Here is a 22,931-nt window from a genome sequence, read left to right on the forward strand (position 1 = left end):
CGATGCACTGGCTGCGCACAGTTGCTGCTTTGCGGGAGCAGGTAGCCGATTGGCGGGGATCCACAGTTGGCTTGGTGCCCACGATGGGATCCCTGCATGAGGGCCATCTCAGCCTAATCCGCCGCTGCCGGCAAGAGTGTGACCACACGGTGGTCAGCATTTTCGTCAATCCGCTGCAATTTGGCCCCAACGAAGACTGGGATCGCTATCCCCGCGACGAAGAGGGGGACCGAGCTTTGTGCGAGGCAGCAGGTGTGGATGTGGTCTTTGCCCCTGACCCGCAAGAGATGGGAGCCGACCCCGCAACCGGAAGCGACCGCACCTGGGTCATGCCCCCCGAATCCCTTCTGCAGACCCTCTGCGCCCCCCACCGACCTGGCCACTTTCGCGGTGTAGCCACCATTGTGCTGCAACTGCTGAACCTGGTGCAGCCGCAGCGGGCCTACTTTGGCCAAAAAGACGCCCAGCAACTGGCGATCATTCAGCGTTTGGTTCGGGATCTGCAGATACCCACCACGATCGTCCCTTGCCCCACGGTGCGAGAAGCCGATGGCCTCGCCTGTAGCTCCCGCAACCGCTACCTTTCTGCTGCTGAACGACAGGTGGCTGCCGGGCTGTACCGGGCCTTGCGTCGGGGATATGACCATTGGCAGGCCGGGGATCCCTCAGCAGAAGGGATCCTTGCCGCCGCCCGTGCTGAGCTGGAGCATACCCCAGAGCTGCAACTGCAATACCTGGAATTGGTGGATCCCCAAACGCTGCAACCGCTGCCGCGGGTGGAAGACAAGGGCCTGCTGGCCATTGCTGCCTATGTGGGGCAAACTCGCCTGATCGACAACCTGCTCCTTTCCCCAGAGCAAGGGGATCCCTCGCCGGAGAGAGTCCAGCATGCGGCACCGCCCTCTTCCGGCACGACCTCTCCCCCGCGTCGCCCGCTGATTGCCATCGACGGCCCGGCTGGAGCCGGAAAATCCACCGTGGCGCGGGCAGTAGCCGCCCAGCTGCAGCTTTTGTACTTGGACACGGGGGCCATGTATCGAGCCATCACCTGGCTGGCACTGCAACGGGGGATCCCTTTGGACGATGCCGAGCAACTCACCCAACTGGCCGCCCAAACCCAGCTCACCCTGCAAAGTGGCACCTCTTCGACAGAGCCGACCCGCATCTGGGCCGATGGCGAAGAAATTACCCAGGCCATTCGCTCTCCGGAAGTGACCCGCTGGGTCTCTCACGTGGCGGCAGTGCCGGGAGTACGCCAGGAGCTGGTGAAGCGGCAACGCAGCATTGGCCGGGATGGCGGTGCTGTCTTGGAGGGGCGGGATATCGGCACCCACGTCTTTCCTGATGCAGAGCTGAAGGTTTTCTTGACCGCTTCTGTTGGGGAGCGGGCGCAGCGTCGGCAACACCAACTCCAAGCCCAAGGGCAAATGGTGCCTCTCGAAGAATTGAAAGCGCAAATCGAGCAGCGGGATCGCTGCGACAGCGAACGGCTCATCTCTCCCTTGCGGCCTGCCCCCGATGCCATCTTGATCGACACAGATCACCTGAGCCAATCCGAGGTGGAAGACAAAATTGTAACGTTGTACCGGCAGCTTTTGGAGCGATCTGGCCCGGCCCGTTTAGATCAGTAGCTTTGACTCAATCAAGACTAAATCAACGGGACAAGTCAGATTTCCGCATGATTTTCAGGGAGCTGGCCGGTTTGAACAGCTTGATCCCTCTCTCATTTCTCATTGAAGATTTTCGTTGAAGATGCAGTTGATGAGGGGGCACGGATGCCGAGCTATGGGTTGAGTGATGAACTTTGGCAAAACCACCGAGGTGTTGAGGTGCCGGAGGGGATCCCGTTGATGATGGAAATAGGCCGACCCGCTTTTCTCTCGATGAGCCAATGCTACCTGTATCCCGTTCCGCCGTCGCGAACGGAGCGCTATGGTTAATGTCTTCCTCTTGGCCTTTTTGCTGCTCCTCTCAGGAGCTTGCTCTGGGGCCGAAACCGCCATCACGGCCATGGACAACCTGCGCCTGGAATCTCTGATCGAAGAACAAGGGGATCCACAGGGCTTGTATCGACTGGCCCAACAACAGCGCTCGCGGCTGATCACCACCCTGTTGCTGGTGAACAACTTTGTCAACATCGGCATTGCCGCTTTGGCCACAACCCTCTCCATTGAACTGTTGGGAACCCAGATTGGAGCTTTGGCCGCCACCGTGCCCACCACAATTGTGGTGCTCCTCTTTGGAGAAGTAGCCCCAAAGTCTTTAGCGGTGAGCCATCCGCTAGGGGTGTTCCGCTGGGTGGTGCGGCCTGTTCATGTCCTATCGGTGCTGCTGCGCCCTTTTAGCGACGCTTTTGAGTGGGTTGTCAGCAGGCTCTTCAATCTATTGGAATTCTCCCCCCTGACGGCCACCGCTTCTCTCAAGGATTTGGAGCTGCTGATCGATGTGTTGGGGCAGCGGGGGCTGCTGGATTGGCAAAAACGGCGGCTGTTCCGTGGGGCCTTGGCTTTGGACTTGCTGCAGGCGCGGGACGTGGCCAAGCCCAGAGTTAAAATGGAGACCATCTCCCACGACAAAACACTGCAGGATGTGGTGAAGCTCTGTTTGGAAACGGGCTACTCGCGCATCCCCGTGCAGGGAGAATCCAAGGACGAGATCGTCGGCATTATCCACCTCAAGCAAGCCTTGCGCTATCTCGATCAAAAAGGCAATGCCGAAGTGACCCAGGCGATGGCACCGCCTTTTTTTGTGCCGGACACCAAGCGGGTCAGCCTGTTGCTCAAGGAAATGCTGCGCTCTCGCCAACACCTGGGGATCGTGGTGGATGAGTTTGGCGGCACCACCGGCCTCATCACGCTGGAAGACATTTTGGAGGAGCTGGTGGGGGATATTTACGACGAGAGCGACCTCTCCCCCCTGCTGCTGCAGCGACAACGACGACAAGGTGGCTCTTCTGCCCCCTCCGGTTGAGCACCATGAGCAATCGGGTTGTCCACCCTCTGAGTCTTAGCTGGCCCCTGAGGGATCCGTCTCGGCGGCTGTTGGATTCTCGTGCGCATCGCCGTTGGGAGTGAACTCTATCAAGCCAGCATCGACAGGGTAGCGGGCCACAAAAAAGATCCAGAAGCTGTGGATCCCCAACCCCAAAGCCCACCAGCCCAACAGGGGCACCAGCCACGGCCAATCCGCGCGGTACAGTTGCTGAAAAAACACCAGCCCAGACCCGCTACAGAGGAAAACAGACAGGTGGGCGGCATAGGTATAGCGATCATCCAGCTTGCGAAATTCGGGATCCCGACGGGAGGGCTTCCGGGGCCAGCGAGGCGGCATGGCAAAACCATCCAGTTAAAACCTTCTCCAGTGTAGAACAGCCGTCGGCGGGGATCCCTGAGACTTGGGAGCGGCATTTCTGCTGCGCAACCCCAGTTTCAACGCCCGTTTGCCCAGCCAGTACACCAGCAAACCCATCAGCAGCACTGCCAGCCAAGGGGCCAGCACCGCCACCACCGCCAGCAGCAGAGAAGTGACGTTTTCGCCGGTGGCCAACAGCGGGTTGCCCAGCCCCCCTGTGGTGGTGGTAGAGGTCACCAGTGTGGCACAAAAATGGGAAACTGAGGCCCAACCCCCAAAAAATGGCCGGTATGCCCTTCATATCCTCAGCGTTGATGGGAGTGCTCCCGCCAAGCGCAACTGGGGGGATCCGTCTCGGCTGGCTGAACCTCGAACTCCAGCGGTCCCTCTTCAGTGTACAGGTGCAGGTCGAACCAGAAGGTGGATCCCTGTTCTAGCTTGCTCTCCAGGCAGATGCGGGTTCGATGTTTCTCCAGGATGTTGCGCACGATGGCCAACCCCAGGCCGGTGCCCTCTAGGGTGTGGACCCGGTTCTCGACACGGAAAAAGCGGTCGAAAATCCGCTCCTGATCTTCTGGGGCAATGCCAATGCCCGTATCGGCCACTGCCACCCGCACTGCCTGCGGGGATCCATCCGCCTGAACCACCAGGTGGGCATGCACCGTCACCAGGCCCCCTGAGGGAGTGAACTTGAGGGCATTGCCCAGGAGATTGGTCATCACCTGCAAGAGCAGATCGTAGTTGCCCCACACCAAAGGCAGATCGGGATCAACGAATTTGCGCAGCTGGATCCCTTTGTCGCGGGCCTGCAGTTGGTGGGTGCGCAAAGTCTGCTCGATCACTGCCGCGATGTCGACACCTTCAAAGTGGTACTGCTTGCCCGATTCCAGACGAGACAAATCCAAAACATCGTTGACCAGGCGGGTGAGGCGATCGGTTTCGCGGTTGGCAATTTCCAGGTAGTCCAGCCGCTCCGCCGAGGACATCTGCTCGCCGTACTCGTAGAGGGTCTCGATAAAAGACTTGATGCTGAAGAGGGGGGTGCGCAGCTCGTGGCTGATGTTGCTGATGAATTGAGCCTTGGCTTCGTTGAGCTCCACCTCGCGGGTGATGTCCTGCACCGTCATCACGATCCCCTTGAGATTTTGCCGACGCGGATCCGACACCGGTGAAAGCAGAATGCGAATGACGCGCTTGGTAGGGCCGGTGAGGTTGACGCGAACTTCCTCTGCCTCTTGATCCCCGCGGGCAATGTGCATCAGAGGGCGGGCCAGTTGCTGCCGCAGATCCTCCGGCAACAGCTCCGGCAAGGGTTTGCCCAAAACGGGATCCCCTTCCCAGCCAAACATGCGGGAGGCGGCAGGGTTGAGCAGCAGCACCCGCAACTCGGCATCCAGCAAAATGGCAGCATCGACGATGGAGAAGACCAAGGTCTCCAACTTGGCTTTGGCGGCAGCCAGTTCCTCGATGTTTTGCTCTTCGTAGCTTTGCAGCCGCTCCGCCATCTCGTTAAAGCTGTCGATGAGCTGGGCCAGCTCTCCCCCGAAGGGCAGGTCGATGCGCTGCTTGAAGTTACCTTTGGTGATCTCCTGGACGCCCTTGACCAGTTCTTTGATGGGGTAGGTGATGGTGAGGGCATTGACCACCGATCCCAGGATGGCCAAGACCCACACCGCCAAAAACACCCCGATCGAGACCTCCCGCGCCAGCTGGGTGGAGCGCACCAGGGCAGGATTGGGATTGATGCCCAAGCCGAGGGTGCCCAAAAAGCGGCCCTGATGGTAGATGCCGACGAAAATATCCGTCACCCGCCCAGCAGGGGTAAGGTGGGTGCGCACCAGCGGTTGGCCCTCAGCAGGAGGACGGTTGTCCGGCAGTTGCATGCGACGGGTGAGGCTGAGGGAGGTTTTCACCTCTTGGTTGGAAAACGGGATCCCGTAGTAGATGTTTCCTTCGGGATCGGCATAGAGCAGATAGCGGATGCTGCTGGTGCTCTCAAAGTACTGGCGGGACAGTTGGGCGACTTCGCCAATGCGATCTTCCGCAATTAGAGGGGCAACATTGGCCGCCAAAAGCAACCCCAGATCCCGGCCAAAGCGGGCCTCGTTGAAGCGGGCATCCTGCTGCACAGTGCTGACGGCCCAGAAGGTAAAACTGCTCACCACCAAGGAGACCACCAGCGTGGCCACAAAGAGCAGCTGGGTCTCCAGGCGCAGCTTTTGTTTCCAGCGCGCCCACCAGCGCTGCAGGGATCCCATAGAGATCCCGGTCGTTGTTGGCACTGACATGTCCACAGCGCCAGGCAATGGCTCGGCAGGAGAAGAAGCCAGCTCAGGAGATTGGACTTCGGCAATGGGCTCGGCTGGCTCGACGGTGCTGACAGGAGGCATGAACCCAACGTGAACAGATAGCGTGAACGGATATAGGGCGGTGATTCGCCACCATTCTGACATGGGCAGGCGATCCCTTTGTCTCAGCCAAGGCCGGGTGAGAACCGGTATGGGATCCCGGCTTCGCAACGCAACCTGCTCCAGCCGACCTGCAGGGGAATGGTTGCCAATACCGATAAAGGTATCCCCAAGCAAAGCTTGTCAGCGCCCCTAAAGTTGATAGACTAGAAAATCGTGCTTCACCAGGTCAGAGTGACCGGAAAAATCGTGACCAACAGCCCCGTCAGCCAATTTATCCAACATCATTTTCGCCACTTCAACGCAGCCGCGCTGCTGGATGCAGCCAAAGGTTATTGTGCTCACCTGGAAAAGGGCGGCAAGATGATGGTGACCTTGGCCGGTGCCATGAGCACAGCAGAGCTGGGCCTTTCCCTAGCTGAGATGATCCGGCAGGGTAAGGTTCACGCCATCTCCTGCACCGGCGCCAACCTAGAAGAGGACATCTTCAACCTCATCGCCCACGACTTCTACGAGCGCGTGCCCCACTATCGCGATCTCAGCCCGCAGCAGGAGCAGGAACTGCTGGAGCGGCACCTGAACCGGGTAACCGATACCTGCATTCCCGAAGAGGAGGCGATGCGGCGCCTAGAAAAAGCCCTCTTGGAAGAGTGGATGGCTGCCGACCAGGCCGGGGAACACTACTTCCCGCACGAGTTTATCTACCGCATCCTGCGCAGCGGCCGGCTGGAGCCCTACTACCAAATTAATCCCCGGGATTCTTGGGTTTACGCCGCTATGGAGGCCAACTTGCCCATCTATGTGCCGGGATGGGAGGACTCCACCACCGGCAACATGTATGCCGCCCACTGCATCACGGGTGAGATCCGCAATGTGCATACCGTCCGCACAGGGATCGAGTACATGATCCACCTGGCGGACTGGTACCTGCGCACCTCGGCGGAATCCTCCATCGGCTTCTTTCAAATTGGCGGCGGCATTGCCGGGGATTTCCCCATTTGTGTGGTGCCCATGCTCCATCAAGATCTGGGTCGCCAGGGCGTACCCCTGTGGGGCTATTTCTGCCAGATCAGCGACTCCACCACCAGCTACGGTTCCTACTCGGGGGCAGTGCCCAATGAGAAGATCACCTGGGGCAAATTGGGGATCGACACCCCCAAATTTGTCATCGAGTCGGATGCCACCATCGTGGCGCCTTTGATCTTCGCCTGGGTGCTGGGGTGGTGAGAGAAGGGGAATCAATCCATATGCCCGTCAGCGGATGCCGAGCGGGGCCAGCGGGACAAAAGGATCGCAGCTTCCCAGCGCCGCATGTCCTGGGCAATTTGCAGGGGGGTGAGGCCGTAGCCATCCGGCTCGTCGATCTCGGAGCCATGTTCCAGCAGCAGCCGAACGACCTCGGGGTTGCCGGACCAAGCGGCAAAATGCAGGGGAAGGCCACCGGCGCCAAAACGAGCGTTCACCTCGGCCCCTCCCTGGAGCAGGGCTTTCGTAACCTCAGGGTTGCCCAGGCGAGCCGCTTGGTGCAGTGGGCTAGCTCCCCCATGGTCTAGTTGATTGGGATCCGCCCCCGCTGCCAGCAAAAGACGGGCGTTGAGGCCGCTCTCCACGAAAAACAGGGCTGTCTTGCCCCGCTCATCGACAGCGTTGGCGTCTTTCCCCAGCCAGAGAGCCAGTTGCAGCCGCAGCGGGTTGGCTTGGGCCAAGGCTTGTGGATCTTCTGGTAGGGAGTATCCATAGAATCCCAGACCCCCCACTAGCAGGGATCCCAGTCCGACAGCGATTTTTAGGACCTGACCTCGCATAGCCCTATTCCTCAAGGAAAAGGATGGCGAGCCCCTGCCTGGGCAGAGCCTGGGCCGAGAGCAGCAACGGGTTGCTGAGGGCAGGTTGCGCGGCAGCAGCGGGGAAGAGACGCAAAAACTCCTGCAGCGGCAGCAGCTCGCATTGGGATTCCTCGGCGGCGGCCGTGCGATACATGGTGGGGATGACCAGCTTGGGCTGCAGCGCCTCAATGGCCGCCTTGGCCCCGGCAGGATCGTAATTTTTCGGCCCACCCCCCACTGGCACCAGCAACAGGTCGGGACGAGCAAGCAGAATGGACTGCTCCCGCGTAATTGGCTGCAGCGCCCCTCCCAAATGGACAATGTCGATCCCAGCCATGCGCCAGCGCCAACCCACGTTTACGCCAAAGCGAGGGCCACGGGGCATGCGTACTCCTTGCACCCGGATCCCGTCAATCAGATAGTCTCCCGGCTGAAACAGCACCTTGGGGTTGCCGGGCACCACATCCAAAGCACCCTCATCCAACAAGCGGCTGCTGAGCAACACCAGATCGGCAGCAACTCGTGGGGCAGGATAGCCAGCCGTACAGCCCGCCGGCCGAAACGGGTTGACCAGAAACCGTCGGCCCTCCCCCTCGAACAAAACACAACTGTGGTGCAGCCAAGTCAGTTGCAGCCCCTGCGAGCTGGAGCCGGGAGTGAACTCTATAGACCCTGGGGTTGTTGGCGTTTCCGAACCTTGTGCCGGCGCTGTCTGAGCGCCCGCTTTGCGCCCTCTGGCCAGGTTCACGGCCATCGATCCCAGCAGCCCAGCGCTGGCTTGCAGAAGCTGGCGACGCTTCATGGAGTGGGGATCCCCGATGTAACAACGGCAACGGTTTCCTGAGGTTTCTGCGAAACATTGGGCTGAGCAGCAGTTGAGGCTTTGGCGCTGCGCAGGAAGTTGCTCAACAAGCGCTTGCCCTCTGCAGTCAAGATGCTCTCCGGGTGGAACTGCACGCCCTGAACGTGGGGATAGCGGCGGTGGCGTACCCCCATGATGATCCCATCGCCTGTTTGAGCCGTCACCTCCAGCTCGTCAGGACACGTAGAAGGCTCGATCACCAAGCTGTGGTAGCGGGTGGCCGTGAAAGGCTGGCTCAACCCCTCAAACACCCCCACCCCTCGATGGTAAATGAGCGAGGTTTTGCCATGCATCAGCTCAGGTGCGCGCACGATCTGACCACCGTAGACCTGCCCAATGCACTGGTGCCCCAGACAAACCCCCAAAATCGGCAGCTCTGGCCCCAGCTCCCGAATCAACTCCAGGGAGATCCCGGCATCTTCCGGCCGCCCTGGCCCAGGAGAGATAACTACAGCTTGCGGCTGCATTCGGCGCAGGTCGTCAACGGAGAGCTGGTCATTGCGAAAAACCTGAAGCTGAGCTCCCAACTCCCCCAGGTACTGCACCAAGTTGTAGGTAAAGCTGTCGTAGTTGTCGATGACGACCAGCACGATAGCATCCGGCAACGGCACCCCATTTTAGCACTTGCTTGAGCTGCTGTTCTTGATCCAAAGAAGCAGAGTAACTGGCGCTTTTTGCAGGGGAGCAGTCGACGCCCCAAGAAAGCTTGTATCCTAGAAGGTACAACCCACAGGAAGCAGTGAATTGGGCGGGTTTCCAGGTTTCCCAATGTTGATTTGGATCCCATGAGTGCGCTTCTCTCCCCGGCAACCGATTTGCTGGACGAGTTGCGGCAGCTTTTCCCCTTCGAGCTGGACGACTTTCAGATCCGAGCCATTCAGGTTCTGGCTGCTGGGGAATCGGTGGTGGTCTGTGCTCCCACGGGATCCGGCAAGACCCTGATCGGAGAGTATGCCATCTATCGGGCCCTATCCCAGGGCAAGCGGGTTTTCTATACAACGCCCCTGAAGGCCCTCTCCAACCAAAAGTTCCGGGATTTTGGCCAGCAATTCGGCCCAGAACAGGTTGGCCTGCTCACCGGCGACATCTCCATCAACCGGGAGGCGCCGATCTTGGTGATGACCACCGAGATCTTCCGCAACATGCTCTATGGCACGCCGCTCTCTCTGGCCGTTCAGAGAGGAGCCTCCGGCGATGGGATGGAACCTTGGGAGGAGGCGGAGGCCCTGAGTCGGGATCCCTTGCGAGAGGTGCAGGCGGTGATCCTGGACGAATGCCATTACATGAACGACCAGCAGCGGGGCACCGTCTGGGAAGAAGCAATCATCTACTGCCCCCCCACGATCCAGCTCATTGCCCTTTCTGCCACCCTGGCCAACAGCGACCAGCTCACCGATTGGATGAACCAGGTGCATGGCCCCACCCATCTGATCGACTCCAACCACCGCCCGGTGCCGCTGCAATTTCACTTTGCCAATCGCAAAGGGCTGTTCCCCCTGCTGGAGCAAACCGAGTCCGGCCAGTGGGTTTGCAATCGCCGCCTGAAAAGCAAACTCCCCAAGTCAGGTCAGTCTCCCTATGGGGGAGTGCCGGATATGGTGCAGGTGGTGGAGAACTTGCGCCAGCGGGACATGCTGCCGGCCATCTATTTCATCTTCAGTCGCAAAGGCTGTGATATGGCCGTGGCCAGCGTAAGGGATCTGGACTTGGTAGCCAGCGAGGAAGAACGGCAGCAGTTGGCCGAGCAGATCGACCGCTTTTGTCGAGAAACGCCCGAAGCTGTCCGCCGAGATCAGTTGGATGCCCTTTACCGGGGTATTGCCGCTCACCATGCCGGCATGTTGCCTGCCTGGAAGGGACTGGTGGAGCATCTGTTTCAGCAGGGGCTAGTGAAGCTGGTCTTCGCCACTGAGACTTTGGCCGCCGGGATCAACATGCCCGCCCGCACAACTGTCATCTCCTCCCTTTCTAAGCGCACCGACAACGGCCACCGCCTCTTGACCGCTTCCGAGTTCATGCAAATGTCGGGCCGAGCCGGACGGCGGGGCAAGGACATCATCGGCCATGTGGTGACGGTGCAATCCCCGTTTGAGGGGGCCCAAGAAGCTGCGCGGCTGGCCACCTCTGGAGCGGATCCCTTGGTGAGCCAGTTTACCCCCACCTATGGCATGGTGCTGAACCTGCTGCAAAAGCACTCTTTGGAAGCAGCACGGGATCTGATCAACCGCAGCTTCGGCCAGTATTTGCTCTCGTTGCAAAAGTTGCCCGAACAACAGGAGATCCTGCACACGCGCGCCGAGCTGGAGGAGATCGACCGTCTCTTGGGAGGCATTGCCGACGAAGATATCGCCCGCTATGAGAAGATGCAGGCGCAACGGCGGGAAGAACGACGCATTTTGCGCTACTTGCTCAAACAACGGGAAGCTGAGCCGGATCCCACCTTGCGGCTGTTGGCCTTTCCCCACATTCATGCCCAAGAGGAAAAAATCCGTGCCCTAGAAGCTCAAATCCGAGAGAATCCCGCTCACCAAGTGGGGAAAAAATTGCTGGGTTTGCGAGAAAAACGCCAGCGCTTGCTCAAGCGCCTCGAGCACCTGGAGCGGCAAAGCGATTCCGTGCAGGAGTTGCGCTGGCAGCAATTTATGGCCTTGGTGGGGGTGTTGCAGGATTTCAACTGTCTGCAAGAGTATCAACCTACCGATAGCGGAGAGGTGGTGGCCGCGCTGCGGGGGGATAACGAGCTCTGGCTGGCGCTGGCTCTGCTCTCGGGTGAGTGTCAGGGCTGTGCTCCCCATCATTTGGCCGGAGTTGTGGCTGCCTTGGTCTCAGAGGCTCCCCGTTCAGGTACCTACAGCCGGCTGCGCACCTCGGGGCTGGTGGAGGATGTGCTGCACGGATTGCGGGGTTTACGGCGGCAGCTGTTCCGCAGCCAACGGCAACACCAGGTGTTTCATGTGCCGATCGGGTTTGAGCCCAGCTTGGCCGGGATCGTCGAACATTGGGCGCAAGGGATCCCTTGGGAGACCCTGGAAGCCAGCACCAACCTAGATGCCGGAGACTTGGTGCGCCTGATCCGCCGCACGCTGGATTTGCTTTCTCAGATCCCTTATGTTCCCCATCTGCCGGCGGAGTTACGGGAAAATGCCCGTCAAGCCCAAAAAATGCTGGATCGCTTCCCGGTGAGCGAGTTGATCTAGCGAGCTCAGACCGTTTGCTGTTCAGTGAGGTTGCAGCTCTATGATGCCCGCCGGTGAACCCACCCTCAGGGATGTGTTGAGTGTTATTGAAGAGATCCGGCAAGATGTGGAAGAGATCCGACAGGATGTGGAAGGACTCCGGCAGGATGTCTCCAGAACCAACGAGCGGCTAGAAGCCCTGGCAGCCGATCAAGCAAAGCGCTGGGCCGAGCAGGAAAGACGTTGGGCTGAGCAGGAGAGACGTTGGGCCGAGCAGGGGATAGAAAACCGGGTGATCCTAGAACGAATTGACACCTATCAAAAGGCTAGCGCCCAAGTGGTTAACCTGGCTTTTGCCTTGATTGGAGCTGCCACCGTAGCTCTTGTCGGCATCGTCCTACGGTTGGCCGTTAGTCTATAGTCAGCTGGTTCGGCAAAAACTTCGGCAGGCAGGATGGCCTTGCTTCTCTATTCGGCAACTGGTACGGCTTGTCCTTGAGTTTGGCATTCCGAATGGCCATCTCTGACAGGGCCATGTCCCACCCCGTCTGTTATATCCCCTATTGTGTCCCACTTTAGCCTGGATTACAGTGGGTTTCCCCGGTCTATCGTGGACACTAAAAAGCCCAGAAGCCTTGCTGGGTAAGAGCTTTCTGGACTTCAGTGGACGTTATCGGATTACGGAGAGAGTGGGATTCGGTCGCGCCAGCGGGCCGGATGGCCTTACCCACGGTGAGTTGCTCTCACAAACAAGTTCCAGCGGAGAGAGTGGGATTCGAACCCACGGTGAGTTGCCCCACACAGCATTTCCAGTGCTGCGCCTTCGACCACTCGGCCATCTCTCCAGATTGAGAACAGGGGCGACTTTCCAGAGAGCTAAAAAGTCAGCTTTGTGATCCTAGCAGAGGATGGAAGCCATCAATGAGATCCTTTGGGATCCCCAGGCCGAAACATTTGCAGCAACACTTGCCGGCGAGAGCACCGCCAGTAGTCAATATGGGATCCGATTAACCCCGACTCATTGATCTGCATCTCTGTCCAGCCGGGGATGCACAGGCGGGGACGCCAAGGCAAAGCCAAAGAACCGCTTAGGATCCACTCGGTGCGGATCTGGCTGCCGGTTTGCCGAATATCCTGCAGATCGAGACGGATATCCTCTATCCAACGCCCTATCCCCTCGATCATGCGGCGATAGCGATCCAAGCCGCGAAACTCGTTGAGGGGATCCCGGAAGTAAACCTGCGGGTCGTAGATCGCATAGGTCTGATCCCGGGGAAAGCGAGCGTAATCTGCCCGCAAGATGGCCACCAGATCAGGCGGGGCTGGGGAAGAAAGGCTCATAGCTTGGCCGCAACAGAAAGAGACACCGTTTCCCCAGGGGCGGGGCAACACAACTGGATGGATTGGGACGTGGCGGCATTCAAGGCTGCCAGCTTTTCTCGAAACTCCTGCAGGCTGCCCAAGGGGCGGATCTGGGCGGCAAACCAGCCGTGGTAGTCCACCTCTCCCATCGCGGTTGGGATCACCTGCTGGGGGCGTAGGGCTGCCACCACCTCCAGGGCCCGCTCCGGCCCCATGATCACCTCTCCCAAGAGGGGAAAGATCTGCCCCACCACCGGAATCAGTAGGGTATGGATGGAGCCAAACTCCTGCTGCAGCCGCGGGCGGACATCCGGTTGGGAAAGATGAGGCTCGTAGTAAAGCCGTGTCTGGGAGGACACCTCTTCCAGCAGATAGCCCAGCTCACGGACAGGCCCTAGGGGCGCACCGGGAATGGCTGTGACCCGCAGATCCCCCCACTGAGCGGACTGCCAGGGATCCAGAGCCTGAACCGTTGCAAATCCTAGACTCTTCACTACTCTGGCTGCAGCCGGCGAGGCCAAAACGGGGATCCGCTTATCCAGGCGCTGCAACGTTGGTGGGTGGCAGTGATCCGGCTGGGCTTGGCTGAGGAGGATCCCGTCGATTTTGGGCAAGGTCTCCGGCGTAAAAGGGAGCGGCTGGCGGTGCTCCAGGCGGATGAACCAGGGGATCCCCAGAAACACCAGGGGATCCACCAGCCACGGATCCAATAGGAAGGTTTGCTCCCGGGTGTGGATGAGCCAACTGTTGAGGTCGATGCGGGTCAGTTGCATGAGTTGAAAGTAAGGTTATTGGCCGGTAATGGAGAGATCGGCAACCCAAATGCGGGGACACAGCCCACCGGGTGTGACTTGCGGCTCGGGCTCGACGTAGAAAATCGACTTCAACAGCTCCAGGAAGTCTCCGGCCACCGTGGCCGCTTCGATGCTGATGCGTTCTCCTTGGCGTACCCACCACCCCTGAAACGGCAGCGAGAAGGATCCCTGGAGAGGCTTAACGCCGGCATGGAGAGCTTGCAGCTCATCGATCCAAACTACATTTTCAGCCGTAGCCAAGTCATAGGTGCTCTCCGGCGGTGCCCCGGCAAATACATGGTAGTAGTGGGCGGCAACTGTGACCTTGGCGCCGATGTTGGCATGGCCGGTGGGCTTGGCTCCTAGGCGCTTAGCCGTACCGGCGCTGTGCAAAAAGTGGGTCAAGACCCCATTGGTGATGAGAGGGACACGGCGGGTGGGGGTGCCTTCGCCATCAAAGCTGATCGCTCCCACATTGGTCGGGTGTAGGGCATCGTCACACACCGATAGAAGAGGCGAGGCAATGGTCTTGCCCAGGGATTCTGGGGTGGACAGGCTTTGGTTGTCCAAAATGTTTTGGGCATTGAACACATTGGAGAAGGCGCCCAACAAACTCAAAAAGGCTTCTCCGGAAAAGACCACTGTGTATTTTCCAGAAGGGATCCGCTCGTACTCCAGATGGCTCATCAGTTTCTCAGCAGCTTCCTGCACACAACCCTGGATATCCAACTCATCCAGGCTGCGAGCCACTCGCATGGCTCCGGCGCTGCGGGGTTTGCGTCCTTCTTGCTCTGCCTTGCTGTAGAGAAAAACCGAAGCGAGGGTATGCTCCTCTTGTCGCAGGGCTTGGTGGCTGTTGAGGTAGAAGCGGTTGATTTGCCGCTGCGCTAAGCCGTTATAGGGCACCCCCTGAATGGCGGGATGGGATCCCAGCAGTGCCTTTTCGGCAGCCACCAACTGTTCCAACAAGTCGCCGGCCAAAGCCAACGGCCCTTTGTCGTTACAAGGCTGGGCAATGGGCAGAGTGGCTTCCGGGCTGAATTGAGGGGCATGTTCCCGCACGCCAAAATGGCTGGCTTCAAAGGCCGTTTGCAGGGCCAGTTCCAGCCCCGCCTCATCCACATCGGTGGTGGAAGTTACTCCCACCTGCCCTTGGTCGTTCCAGGCCCGCACCGTCACGCTGCAGCGGTGGGAAGCCTTGACCTGGCGAGGTTCCCCATGATCTACCTGCACGCTGGTTTCATCCACTTGAGCCCCGTAGAGATCAAACTGAGGGATCCCCAGCCGCTGGGCACAGCTTTGTGCCTGTTCTGCCAACACCGCGACTTGCACCATTGCCACTCCCCAAGTTCCTGTTGCCATCCAGCGCCTCTAGTAAACTACCCGCACTCATGCTGACGCAGAGCGCTCCGCACCGCTAAAGCGAAAGAGTGCAGGCTTTCGGTAGCCCTGTAGTTGGCAAGCCAACCACGGACCTCTAGGCTGGTTTACAGCAGCCCCAAGTTTGGCAATCATGTTGGCCCCATTCCAGTCCGCATCCCCTTCCCATCCACAGTGCCCACACTTAAACTGCTTCCCACTGCGATAGGATTGCGCAGGGTCGGGATGGATGTGCAAACACTTGTGACAGGTCTGCGAGGTATAAGCAGGCGGAACAAGGATCAGAGAAACCCCTGCAACTCTCGCCTTGTATTCCAGAAACTGCCTCAGTTGGTAGAACGCCCAACTGTTGGCCCTGCGCCGCTCGGCTTTGCTGCGGGGTTGTTGGTTGATACGCTCCCGTATCCCTGTCAAGTCCTCTAAAGCAATAGCGCTATTTGTGGCCTTTGCCCTAGAAACAATAGCTTTAGAGATGCGATGATTGACCCACGTTTTTGCTACGCAACGCTGACGCGACTGAAAGCGTCTCTCCTTACCAGACAGCCGTTGCAACAGTTCTCTGCATCTGCGCCGCGAACTGCATGTGCCCTTACTGGCTTTGCGTTGGAGTACCGCCCTCAACCGGGAGTAGTGGTCTCGGACTCTGTTCAACTGCTGTCCATTCCAGTTGTCCCCCTCTGACGTATGGGCAATATCTGTCCTTCCCAAGTCCACGCCTACCACCTGAGCGGTGTTCTGCTGTTCCGGTAACTTTGCTTCCACGCAAATCTGGATGGAGTAGGAACCGTCTTTGCGCTTGACCAGAGTGGCCGTTCGCGTCAGCGGACCGGAGGTCTTTTTGGGATTGGAGCCTGCCAACTGTTCTCTCTGGTAATGACCAATCGCCAGCTCAAAGCGCTCTCGACCCTCCACCGTGGTGTTCGCGTTAGCGTCGCGTAGCGACAGCGACACCGTCCAGTCTTTCTCGCGAAACGAAAAGATACGAGCGTCGTAGGTAGCGAAGCCACCCTTGTTCGCGTTAGCGTCGCGTAGCGACAACGCTTTGACCGGGCGGTTTTTCTGTTGTGCCACCTTGCGAGCAGACGCTACCCGTCTGCATATCTGTTGGTCGCGTAAGCGGGACGTAGTCCTTGCCAAATTACTGGACAAGCCGAAACGGGCACGGATTTCGTAGTAGCACAGGGATTGGAGTTTCAGTGGGTTGACGACTTTCTCGGGTGTGTTTTGGTTGACCCAGTTCAAGGCTTGGCCGAAAGCATCCAATCGCGTCAGCGGGACGGAGTCCTTTGTCTCGTCCAATTTGGCGGCTTGCGACTGGGACACCTTGAGCTTGCAAGAAACGGTCAGGACTTGGGTCATAGCCTTATTGCATTTTACTCACATTCCTCCCGACCCTTGCCCTGTGGGCAGAGAGCGGGGCTCCTGCGGTTTCTAGCTGACGGGCCAGCCAGGCGGTCAACTCTTCCGATCGCGCCAGCGGGACGTAGTCCTTGCCGCTGAAGTCCAACAGAGCTTCCCCCAGCGCCTCCAGTTGTGACGTTGACAAAGCCCAAATCTTATTCTCAAGGGCCGGGTCAAGGGATCCCAACTTCCGCCTGAGCAGCTGCAAGACCAGCGTTGCTTCTCCGTGTTGCAATCCCTGTTGTAATCCTTGTTGCAATCCTTGTTGTAGCCCTTGTTGCAGGCCCAGTTGTAGTCCTTCTTTGCGCCCTTCTTCCAGCCCCTCTCGCAGAGCTTCTGCCCGCCACTCTTGGTAGATCACCGATTCCCTCATATCCAAAGACCTCATGATTTGTCGAATCAAACCCCGATCCAATGCTAGTCCCGCCAAGACGGCTGTTGCGGCTGCCAATTCCCTTCTCTCACTGGGGTCTGCCAAGCTCTCTAGCTCACTGACCACCTCTCGCAAGGTTTCTGCTGGATCTTCCACCTGGCTTAGAACCCGAAACGGTAGCAGGGCTTGCCGATCCGCTCCGGCCCTCAAATCGCATTCCCACAGGCGGATGACATCAAACTCATGGCTCAGCCTCTCTAGACGAAAAGAGGTCTGGAAAACTCGCTCCGACCCCGTTTTGCGCAAGTCAATGACCACCTGCTGCACCGATAGGTGAGGATACCTCCGATCGCGTAAGCGGGACGGAGTCCTTTCGCGGTAGCGGGACGGAGTCCTTTAGAGTCGGAGCCGAGCCACTTCTCCCATGAGCCAGCGGGCAAACTGCTCTGGGAAACGCTCGGCCAGATATTTGCAGACGTTGTCATAGGCCATGTCGAGGTGGATCCCTGGAATTAGCGACCGCCCACGGTAATGGAATCCACCTTGATGTGAGGCTGCCCGACGGTGACGTAAATGCTGCCACTTACAGAGCCACAGAACCCGGCTGCCAAGCTGAGGTCTTTGGAACACATGGAGATTTTGGTCAAGATGTCTTTGGCTTCTCCGATCAGGGTGGCTCCCTTGAGGGGCTTGGTAATTTTGCCGTTTTGGATAAGATAAGCTTCTTCGACGGCGAAGTTAAATTGCCCAGTGGGGCCGACGCTCCCTCCCCCCATACGCTTGCAGTAAATGCCTTTGTCGATAGAAGCAAAAAGATCGTCCAACTCTGCATCTCCAGGGGCGATGTAAGTGTTGCGCATACGGCTGGCGGGGGCAAAGGTGTAGTTTTGGCGGCGACCGCTGCCGGTGCGGGGGTGGCCGGTGCGCATTGAGCCAGCCCGGTCGGCCAGGAAGTTCTTCAAAATGCCCTTTTCAATTAGCAAAGTGCGCTGGACCGGCATGCCCTCGTCGTCCACATCCAGGCTGCCAAAGGCCCCTTCAGAGAGACCTTCATCCCAGGCGGTGAGGTTTTTGTGGGCAATTTTCTGGCCTTTTTTGTCGGCAAAGGGAGTGGTTTTGCGCTCAATCTGGGTGGTTTCCAACAGATGCCCGCAGGCTTCGTGGAAGATAACGCCGCCAAAAGCGTTGGACATCACAATCGGGTAGGTGCCGGATTCCACGTAGTCGGCATAGAGCATCTGGCCGGCGGCTTCTGCCAGTTCCCGGCTGTGGGCCTCCAGATCCCAACGGCGCAAAAAGTTGGGATCCCCCGTACCGCCGGAGCGTTGACTGACAGAGGCGCGATGGGATCCATCGGCACAGAGCAGCGTAGAGCTCACGGATTGGGTGAGGCGCACATCCCGCACAAAGGTGCCATCGCTGCAGGCCACCAGAATCTCTTGCCAATCGCGGAAATAGGTGGTGCGGCGGGACTGCACATGGCGGGCTTGGCGACCCAGCTGCTCGTTGGCTTTGAGCAGGATCTCCCCCATCTCCGCAATGGGGCTACATTCCTTCAACCAGCCATCTTTGCGGCGACGCTCGCCGTAGTCCTGCAGCATCTCCAGGTTGACGGCAGAGACCAGCGCTGTGGGGCCAGGAGGGGTGAAGCCCATCAGCGAAAGGCCCTTCTCCAGAGCAGCCTTGAGACCGGCAAAGGACAGATCGTTGGTGCTGACGTAGCAGTCGGCCAAGCCGCGAAACACCCGCACGCCGGCCCCGGTGGAGAGCCGTGGGGTGATGCTGGTGATGGCGTCATCTTCGGCCAGGCAACTGATGGAATTGCCCCGTTCTAGAAAAATCTCCACCAAATCGGCACCGGCAGCGCGCCCCCAGCCCAACAGGGCAGAGAGGGGATCCCGCCAATCCTCGTCGAAGCGCTGTAGAGTATGACGGTAGTTCAGGTTGGGCAGTTCTTTGGACAAAAGCAGCATGGCAGGCTCAGGGAGTAGAGACGAGCTAAGGCCGGCGCAAGTTTTCGTTTTCTCAGTTTAACAAGGAGTAAAGGTTCTCCCCTGCCGGCAAATTGACCTGGAGCTTGACAAGGGCGGGGGAGCAATCGAAGATCGCTGCACAAGGAAACCTCGACTTGCAATGGCTGCCAAGAAAAAACCGCCGGAGCTTCAGCCCAGCCTGTTTGACGATCCCATCGAGCCGCCAGCCCCGGCGGAGGAGACACTCCCCCAGTGGGATCAGATCCCCCTGTCGGCCCAGGTGTCCATCCCCCCCGGCACTTACAGGGATTTGGAGCAACTGAAGCAGCATTGTTTGGTATGCCAGCGCTGCGACTTGGCAGCCAGCCGTACCCATGTGGTGGTGCATCGGGGCAACCCCAAGGCAAGGATTTTAATCATCGGAGAGGGGCCAGGGGAAAGCGAAGACCTGCAGGGGCTGCCTTTTGTGGGCAAGTCGGGACAATTGCTGGATAAAATCCTGGCTTCGGTGGGGCTGGATCCCGAGCAGGACACCTACATCTGTAATGTGGTCAAGTGCCGCCCCCCTAACAACCGCGTGCCCACCCAGGAGGAGATGGACGCCTGCCGTCCCTATCTGTTGGAGCAAATTCGCCTGGTGGATCCCTGGATTATTCTGCTCACGGGGGCCACCTCGGTGCGCTCCCTTTTGGGCGAGAAGCGAGGGATCACCAAGATCCGCGGGGAATGGATCCAGTGGCAGGGGCGCTGGTGTATGCCCATCTTTCACCCGGCTTATCTGCTGCGCAACCCAGACCGCACCCCTGGCAGCCCCAAGTGGTTGATGTGGCAGGATATTCAGGCGGTGAAGCAAAAGTATCTGGAACTCACCGGCACAACGCCACCTCAGCCGGACTTTTGAGCCCATTTTCCCAAGCGCCCCTTCTCCCAAAGGGGAGCAAGGGATCCCTACCTTGGCTGATCCCCAGGTTTGAACCCAGTCAAGAGGCCAAAGCGGAGCAAGCCGGTGGCATAAGCCTGACGCATCAGGCCCAGCCCCAGCGCCGCCCGAAGGGTAACCCAGCCGCTGCGCAGCAAAGCCCAGATCCAGCGCCAGTCGCGGGCAGAAGCGATCACCTCATCCCAGAAAGGGGCCACTCGCTCCGACCAGTCGGCGCTGCGCACCTGCTCAAAGCCCACCTGTTGGGCCAGAGCCTCGTAGCTGGAGAGGCTGATCACATAGGGCAGGCAGTACACCTCGTAGATTTTCTGCAAAAGCTGTTGATCCTGCTGGCTCAGGGATCCCTCGCGGTGGCACCAGGTTACCACCATCAACTGCCCGCCCGGTTGCAAGACCCGCCAGCATTCGGCCAGAAACTGCCGCTTATCCGGCATGTGCTCGCCGCTTTCCAGAGACCACACCAGATCAAAGGTGTTGTCTGCAAAGGGCATCTCCAGGGCATCGGCCACCTGAAATCGCACCTTGTTGCTCAGGCCGGCCTCTCGGGCGCGCTCCGTAGCCCGCTTGGCTTGGACGGGGCTGAGGGTAATGCCCGTAACCTGTGCCCCAAAGCGCCGGGCTAACTCCAAGCTGCTTCCCCCAATGCCACAGCCAAGATCAAGAATGTGCTGGGGAGGGCAGGGATCCCCGATCTGGCCCCACTGGATAACCCTATCAATCAAGTCAATCTGAGCTTGGCGGCGATCCTTGCCGGTTTGGCCCGGCTCGTAATAGCCATGGTGCATGTGCTCCCCCCACACCCGCTCCCAGAGGCCGGAGGAGGCATCGTAGAAGTGGCGAATGCGTTGGTTGAGGGTGGAGGTCATGGCAACAGATCTCCATGGCTTTTTTATTTTGGATCCTCTCGCCCGGTGAAATCTGATGGGGAACCCTTGTAACCCAACTCGCGCCAGCCGGACGGAGCCATAGTAACAGACCCTTTCCGAACTCACCTTGGAGCAGAAAGCGATCCCAGCGCCCAAACCAACCGCTGCACAGCACTCAAGAGCACCAGAATCGCCATCAGCCCAAACAAGCCCACCATGTACTCCGGGAAAAGGAAAAACAAGCCGTAGAAAAAGATGGTTTCGCTGCCCTCGATAAGCCCCGACGGCATACTTAAGCTGGTCAGTTCATCCAAGGATCCTGCCCCGACAGTGCCATCCGTCCTTGTTGCTCCGCAACGCTGTCGCGAACGCCGTTTTTCCAACAGCCCTGCCAAATACATCCAGGAGCAAAGGTTGATGTAAAAGCTGGCCAGCATCAGAGCCAGAGAAGCATAGCCCAGCAGGGATCCCTGGTGAAAGGCCAGCCCCAGGGGAACGACCGCGTAGACCACCACATCCAGCAGCATATCCAGGTAGCCCCCCAGATCGCTCTGCCGCCCCTGCAGACGAGCCAACGTGCCGTCCAGCCCATCCATAAACCGGTTCAGCAACCACAGGCCCAGCCCCCACCCGTAGGCCCCGTAAGCTGCCGCCACGCCAGAGGCCAGGCCCACAGCAAACCCCGACAGGGTAATGGCTAGGGGATGCACCTGTTGGAGAGGGGTTTGCAGCACTGGAGCCAACAGCCGCTCCTTCCACTGCCTAAGCACCTTATCCAGCAAGAAACACTCCTTTCTTATTGCTCTGCAACGCTGTTGCCGATGATCACCACCGGCTGGGATCCCACAAAACCTCTGGATTCAATTTTCTTGCTCCGCACCGCCAACGCGATGGAAATCATCATCCCAGAATCATCCCAGATGATGAGAATGCTACTGAAGGGAGGTCAGAGCAAAGTGCTGTGCCTACGGCAAAGGAACCGCACCGCTGTTGCGAATGAAGCGGATACCTACGCGGAGTATGTTTGCTCTGGCCCCTTTCCTCTACCGGAAGTGCTGCGGCAAGCCTAGGCTGGGACACAGCCTGTGGGTAAACTAAAGGTTAGGCTGGGTAGCCTATCGCCTGGCGGACTGTGTGCTCCTTAACTCGGTGTTCGCGGCACCTTTTTCTCCCTCAACTCCAACATACCTACGAGCGAGTCCATGAGCGAGACCCCCACTTCCCCAGCAGAAGCGTTCGCGGCACCAGAGCCGGTCATTGCCATCACCGGCCTGACCAAAACCTATCGCACAGGATTTTGGCTGAACAAGGTGGTCAGCCCCCTCAAAGATTTTTCTCTGACTGTGGCCCGCGGAGAAACCTTTGGGCTGCTGGGGCCCAACGGGGCCGGGAAAACCACCACCATCAAATGCCTACTGGGCATTGTGGAGCCCACCCGCGGCAGCGGCACTTTGCTGGGCAAACCCCTGGGGGATCGCTCCATCAAGCAACAGGTGGGATATTTGCCGGAGAACCCCTATTTTTACGATTACTTGACGGCATGGGAGTTTCTCCAGTTTGCCGGCAAGGTGTTTGGTCTGCCCAATAGCCTGTTGAAGGAGCGGATCCCGCAACTGCTGGAGCTGGTGGGGCTTTCTATAGATACGGCCCGCAAAAAACAACTGCGCACCTACTCCAAGGGCATGCTGCAGCGCACTGGCATGGCCCAAGCGCTGATCAACGACCCAGAGCTGGTGTTTCTGGATGAGCCGATGTCGGGACTGGATCCCATGGGCCGCTATCAAATGCGCGAGATCATTCTGTCCCTCAAGCAGCAGGGCAAAACGGTGTTTTTCAACAGCCATATCCTGGCGGATGTGGAAGTTATCTGCAACCGAGTCGGCCTGATCATCGGCGGCAAATTGGTGCATCAGGGAACTTTGGATGACTTGCTGGGAGAGAGCAAAAGCTATCGGGTACAGGGGCACGGTGGCGCCGTCGAACAGTTCCGCGACCGCCTAGAGCACTTCTCGATTCAGGGATCCCATTGGTCGGGGGAATGGAGTGGATCCCTACCGGAGTTGCTGAGCCTTTTGAACCAAGCGGGGGCACTGGTCACCGACTTGCATTGGCAGCGGCAATCCCTAGAAGAGTTCTTTGTGGATCAAGTGCGGGCCATTGAAGGGGATCATCCGGTCTCTGCCTAGGCTGGCCGTTCGCACTGGTGCTATGGAGAACCC

21 protein-coding genes, 1 tRNA gene and 1 pseudogene are annotated in these 22,931 nt (G+C 58.9%); 8 read left to right on the plus strand and 15 right to left on the minus strand.

Features of this window, described 5'->3' with window-relative positions; translation table 11 throughout:
* Positions 1-2: 2 nt before the first annotated feature.
* The 3 genes from ACVWY8_RS04300 to ACVWY8_RS04310 all read left to right on the plus strand — a co-directional run bounded on the left by ACVWY8_RS04300 (position 3) and on the right by ACVWY8_RS04310 (position 2,970).
* The gene (locus tag ACVWY8_RS04300; protein ID WP_457393308.1) at positions 3-1,631 is read left to right on the plus strand and encodes a bifunctional pantoate--beta-alanine ligase/(d)CMP kinase; all 1,629 of its coding nucleotides are present in this window, start codon (positions 3-5) and stop codon (positions 1,629-1,631) included.
* Between the two features lie 144 nt (positions 1,632-1,775).
* Complete coding sequence (locus ACVWY8_RS04305) at positions 1,776-1,940, plus strand: hypothetical protein (RefSeq protein ID WP_187147237.1); 165 nt, start codon at positions 1,776-1,778, stop codon at positions 1,938-1,940.
* Positions 1,933-2,970 carry a hemolysin family protein gene (locus tag ACVWY8_RS04310; RefSeq protein WP_414373590.1) on the plus strand — a complete coding sequence of 346 codons (1,038 nt, stop codon included), beginning with the start codon at positions 1,933-1,935 and terminating at the stop codon, positions 2,968-2,970. Before ACVWY8_RS04305 ends, ACVWY8_RS04310 begins: the two co-directional genes overlap by 8 nt.
* A gap of 36 nt (positions 2,971-3,006) precedes the next feature.
* Here ACVWY8_RS04310 and ACVWY8_RS04315 read toward each other — a convergent pair whose 3' ends face one another.
* The 3 genes and pseudogenes from ACVWY8_RS04315 to ACVWY8_RS04325 all read right to left on the minus strand — a co-directional run bounded on the left by ACVWY8_RS04315 (position 3,007) and on the right by ACVWY8_RS04325 (position 5,639).
* Entirely contained in the window at positions 3,007-3,330 is a 324-nt protein-coding gene (locus ACVWY8_RS04315; RefSeq protein ID WP_457392883.1) for a hypothetical protein, read from the minus strand.
* A 15-nt stretch (positions 3,331-3,345) separates the two neighbouring features.
* Positions 3,346-3,615: pseudogene (locus ACVWY8_RS04320) on the minus strand (DUF4126 family protein); the annotation flags it as partial.
* 41 nt (positions 3,616-3,656) lie between these two features.
* Entirely contained in the window at positions 3,657-5,639 is a 1,983-nt protein-coding gene (locus ACVWY8_RS04325; RefSeq protein WP_457393306.1) for a HAMP domain-containing sensor histidine kinase, read from the minus strand.
* Between the two features lie 369 nt (positions 5,640-6,008).
* Here ACVWY8_RS04325 and ACVWY8_RS04330 point away from each other — a divergent pair, with 369 nt between their 5' ends.
* On the plus strand, positions 6,009-6,986 hold the full coding sequence (locus ACVWY8_RS04330; protein ID WP_457392880.1) for a deoxyhypusine synthase family protein: 978 nt from the start codon (positions 6,009-6,011) through the stop codon (positions 6,984-6,986).
* Between the two features lie 11 nt (positions 6,987-6,997).
* On the opposite strand, the gene ACVWY8_RS04335 is transcribed toward ACVWY8_RS04330, so the two are convergent.
* Genes ACVWY8_RS04335 through ACVWY8_RS04345 form a run of 3 tightly spaced genes read right to left on the minus strand, consistent with a single transcriptional unit; the run spans position 6,998 to position 9,037 of the window.
* Positions 6,998-7,564: an ankyrin repeat domain-containing protein gene (locus ACVWY8_RS04335; protein ID WP_414409062.1), complete on the minus strand. Its 567-nt coding sequence runs from the start codon at positions 7,562-7,564 to the stop codon at positions 6,998-7,000.
* A 4-nt stretch (positions 7,565-7,568) separates the two neighbouring features.
* Entirely contained in the window at positions 7,569-8,387 is an 819-nt protein-coding gene (locus ACVWY8_RS04340) for an MBL fold metallo-hydrolase (RefSeq protein WP_457387915.1), read from the minus strand.
* Positions 8,384-9,037 carry an anthranilate synthase component II gene (locus tag ACVWY8_RS04345; protein WP_011433980.1) on the minus strand — a complete coding sequence of 218 codons (654 nt, stop codon included), beginning with the start codon at positions 9,035-9,037 and terminating at the stop codon, positions 8,384-8,386. Before ACVWY8_RS04345 ends, ACVWY8_RS04340 begins: the two co-directional genes overlap by 4 nt.
* A 195-nt stretch (positions 9,038-9,232) precedes the next feature.
* On the opposite strand from ACVWY8_RS04345, the gene ACVWY8_RS04350 reads away from it, so the two are divergent.
* Positions 9,233-11,644, plus strand: coding sequence for a DEAD/DEAH box helicase (locus tag ACVWY8_RS04350; protein ID WP_414406825.1), 2,412 nt, complete (start codon positions 9,233-9,235; stop codon positions 11,642-11,644).
* Positions 11,645-11,684: 40 nt separating this feature from the next.
* Positions 11,685-12,044 (plus strand): hypothetical protein, encoded by a 360-nt coding sequence (locus ACVWY8_RS04355; RefSeq protein ID WP_414331067.1) that lies wholly within the window; start codon positions 11,685-11,687, stop codon positions 12,042-12,044.
* A gap of 339 nt (positions 12,045-12,383) precedes the next feature.
* Here the strand turns inward: ACVWY8_RS04355 and ACVWY8_RS04360 are convergent.
* From ACVWY8_RS04360 to ACVWY8_RS04390, 7 genes are all read right to left on the minus strand, one after another.
* Positions 12,384-12,468, minus strand: a tRNA-Ser gene (locus tag ACVWY8_RS04360).
* Between the two features lie 73 nt (positions 12,469-12,541).
* Positions 12,542-12,964 carry a DUF2358 domain-containing protein gene (locus ACVWY8_RS04365; protein WP_457392877.1) on the minus strand — a complete coding sequence of 141 codons (423 nt, stop codon included), beginning with the start codon at positions 12,962-12,964 and terminating at the stop codon, positions 12,542-12,544.
* Positions 12,961-13,758 (minus strand): MBL fold metallo-hydrolase, encoded by a 798-nt coding sequence (locus ACVWY8_RS04370; protein WP_457392875.1) that lies wholly within the window; start codon positions 13,756-13,758, stop codon positions 12,961-12,963. The genes ACVWY8_RS04365 and ACVWY8_RS04370 overlap by 4 nt, the downstream gene beginning before the upstream one ends.
* A 15-nt stretch (positions 13,759-13,773) precedes the next feature.
* Positions 13,774-15,114, minus strand: coding sequence for a TldD/PmbA family protein (locus ACVWY8_RS04375; RefSeq protein WP_457392872.1), 1,341 nt, complete (start codon positions 15,112-15,114; stop codon positions 13,774-13,776).
* 54 nt (positions 15,115-15,168) lie between these two features.
* Positions 15,169-16,518 carry an RNA-guided endonuclease InsQ/TnpB family protein gene (locus ACVWY8_RS04380; RefSeq protein WP_457392869.1) on the minus strand — a complete coding sequence of 450 codons (1,350 nt, stop codon included), beginning with the start codon at positions 16,516-16,518 and terminating at the stop codon, positions 15,169-15,171.
* 4 nt (positions 16,519-16,522) lie between these two features.
* Entirely contained in the window at positions 16,523-17,251 is a 729-nt protein-coding gene (locus ACVWY8_RS04385) for an Rpn family recombination-promoting nuclease/putative transposase (protein ID WP_457396846.1), read from the minus strand.
* 194 nt (positions 17,252-17,445) lie between these two features.
* Positions 17,446-18,906: a TldD/PmbA family protein gene (locus tag ACVWY8_RS04390; protein ID WP_457392863.1), complete on the minus strand. Its 1,461-nt coding sequence runs from the start codon at positions 18,904-18,906 to the stop codon at positions 17,446-17,448.
* Between the two features lie 160 nt (positions 18,907-19,066).
* Between ACVWY8_RS04390 and ACVWY8_RS04395 the strand changes: the two genes are divergently transcribed.
* Positions 19,067-19,807 (plus strand): uracil-DNA glycosylase, encoded by a 741-nt coding sequence (locus tag ACVWY8_RS04395; RefSeq protein WP_457392860.1) that lies wholly within the window; start codon positions 19,067-19,069, stop codon positions 19,805-19,807.
* Positions 19,808-19,854: 47 nt separating this feature from the next.
* On the opposite strand, the gene ACVWY8_RS04400 is transcribed toward ACVWY8_RS04395, so the two are convergent.
* Positions 19,855-20,712 carry a methyltransferase domain-containing protein gene (locus ACVWY8_RS04400; RefSeq protein WP_457392857.1) on the minus strand — a complete coding sequence of 286 codons (858 nt, stop codon included), beginning with the start codon at positions 20,710-20,712 and terminating at the stop codon, positions 19,855-19,857.
* A 122-nt stretch (positions 20,713-20,834) separates the two neighbouring features.
* Complete coding sequence (locus tag ACVWY8_RS04405; RefSeq protein WP_457392854.1) at positions 20,835-21,494, minus strand: CDP-alcohol phosphatidyltransferase family protein; 660 nt, start codon at positions 21,492-21,494, stop codon at positions 20,835-20,837.
* Positions 21,495-21,914: 420 nt separating this feature from the next.
* On the opposite strand from ACVWY8_RS04405, the gene ACVWY8_RS04410 reads away from it, so the two are divergent.
* Complete coding sequence (locus ACVWY8_RS04410) at positions 21,915-22,898, plus strand: ABC transporter ATP-binding protein (RefSeq protein WP_457392851.1); 984 nt, start codon at positions 21,915-21,917, stop codon at positions 22,896-22,898.
* The last annotated feature ends 33 nt before the right edge of the window (positions 22,899-22,931 follow it).

It is taken from the genome of Thermostichus sp. OS-CIW-32, from assembly GCF_054060415.1.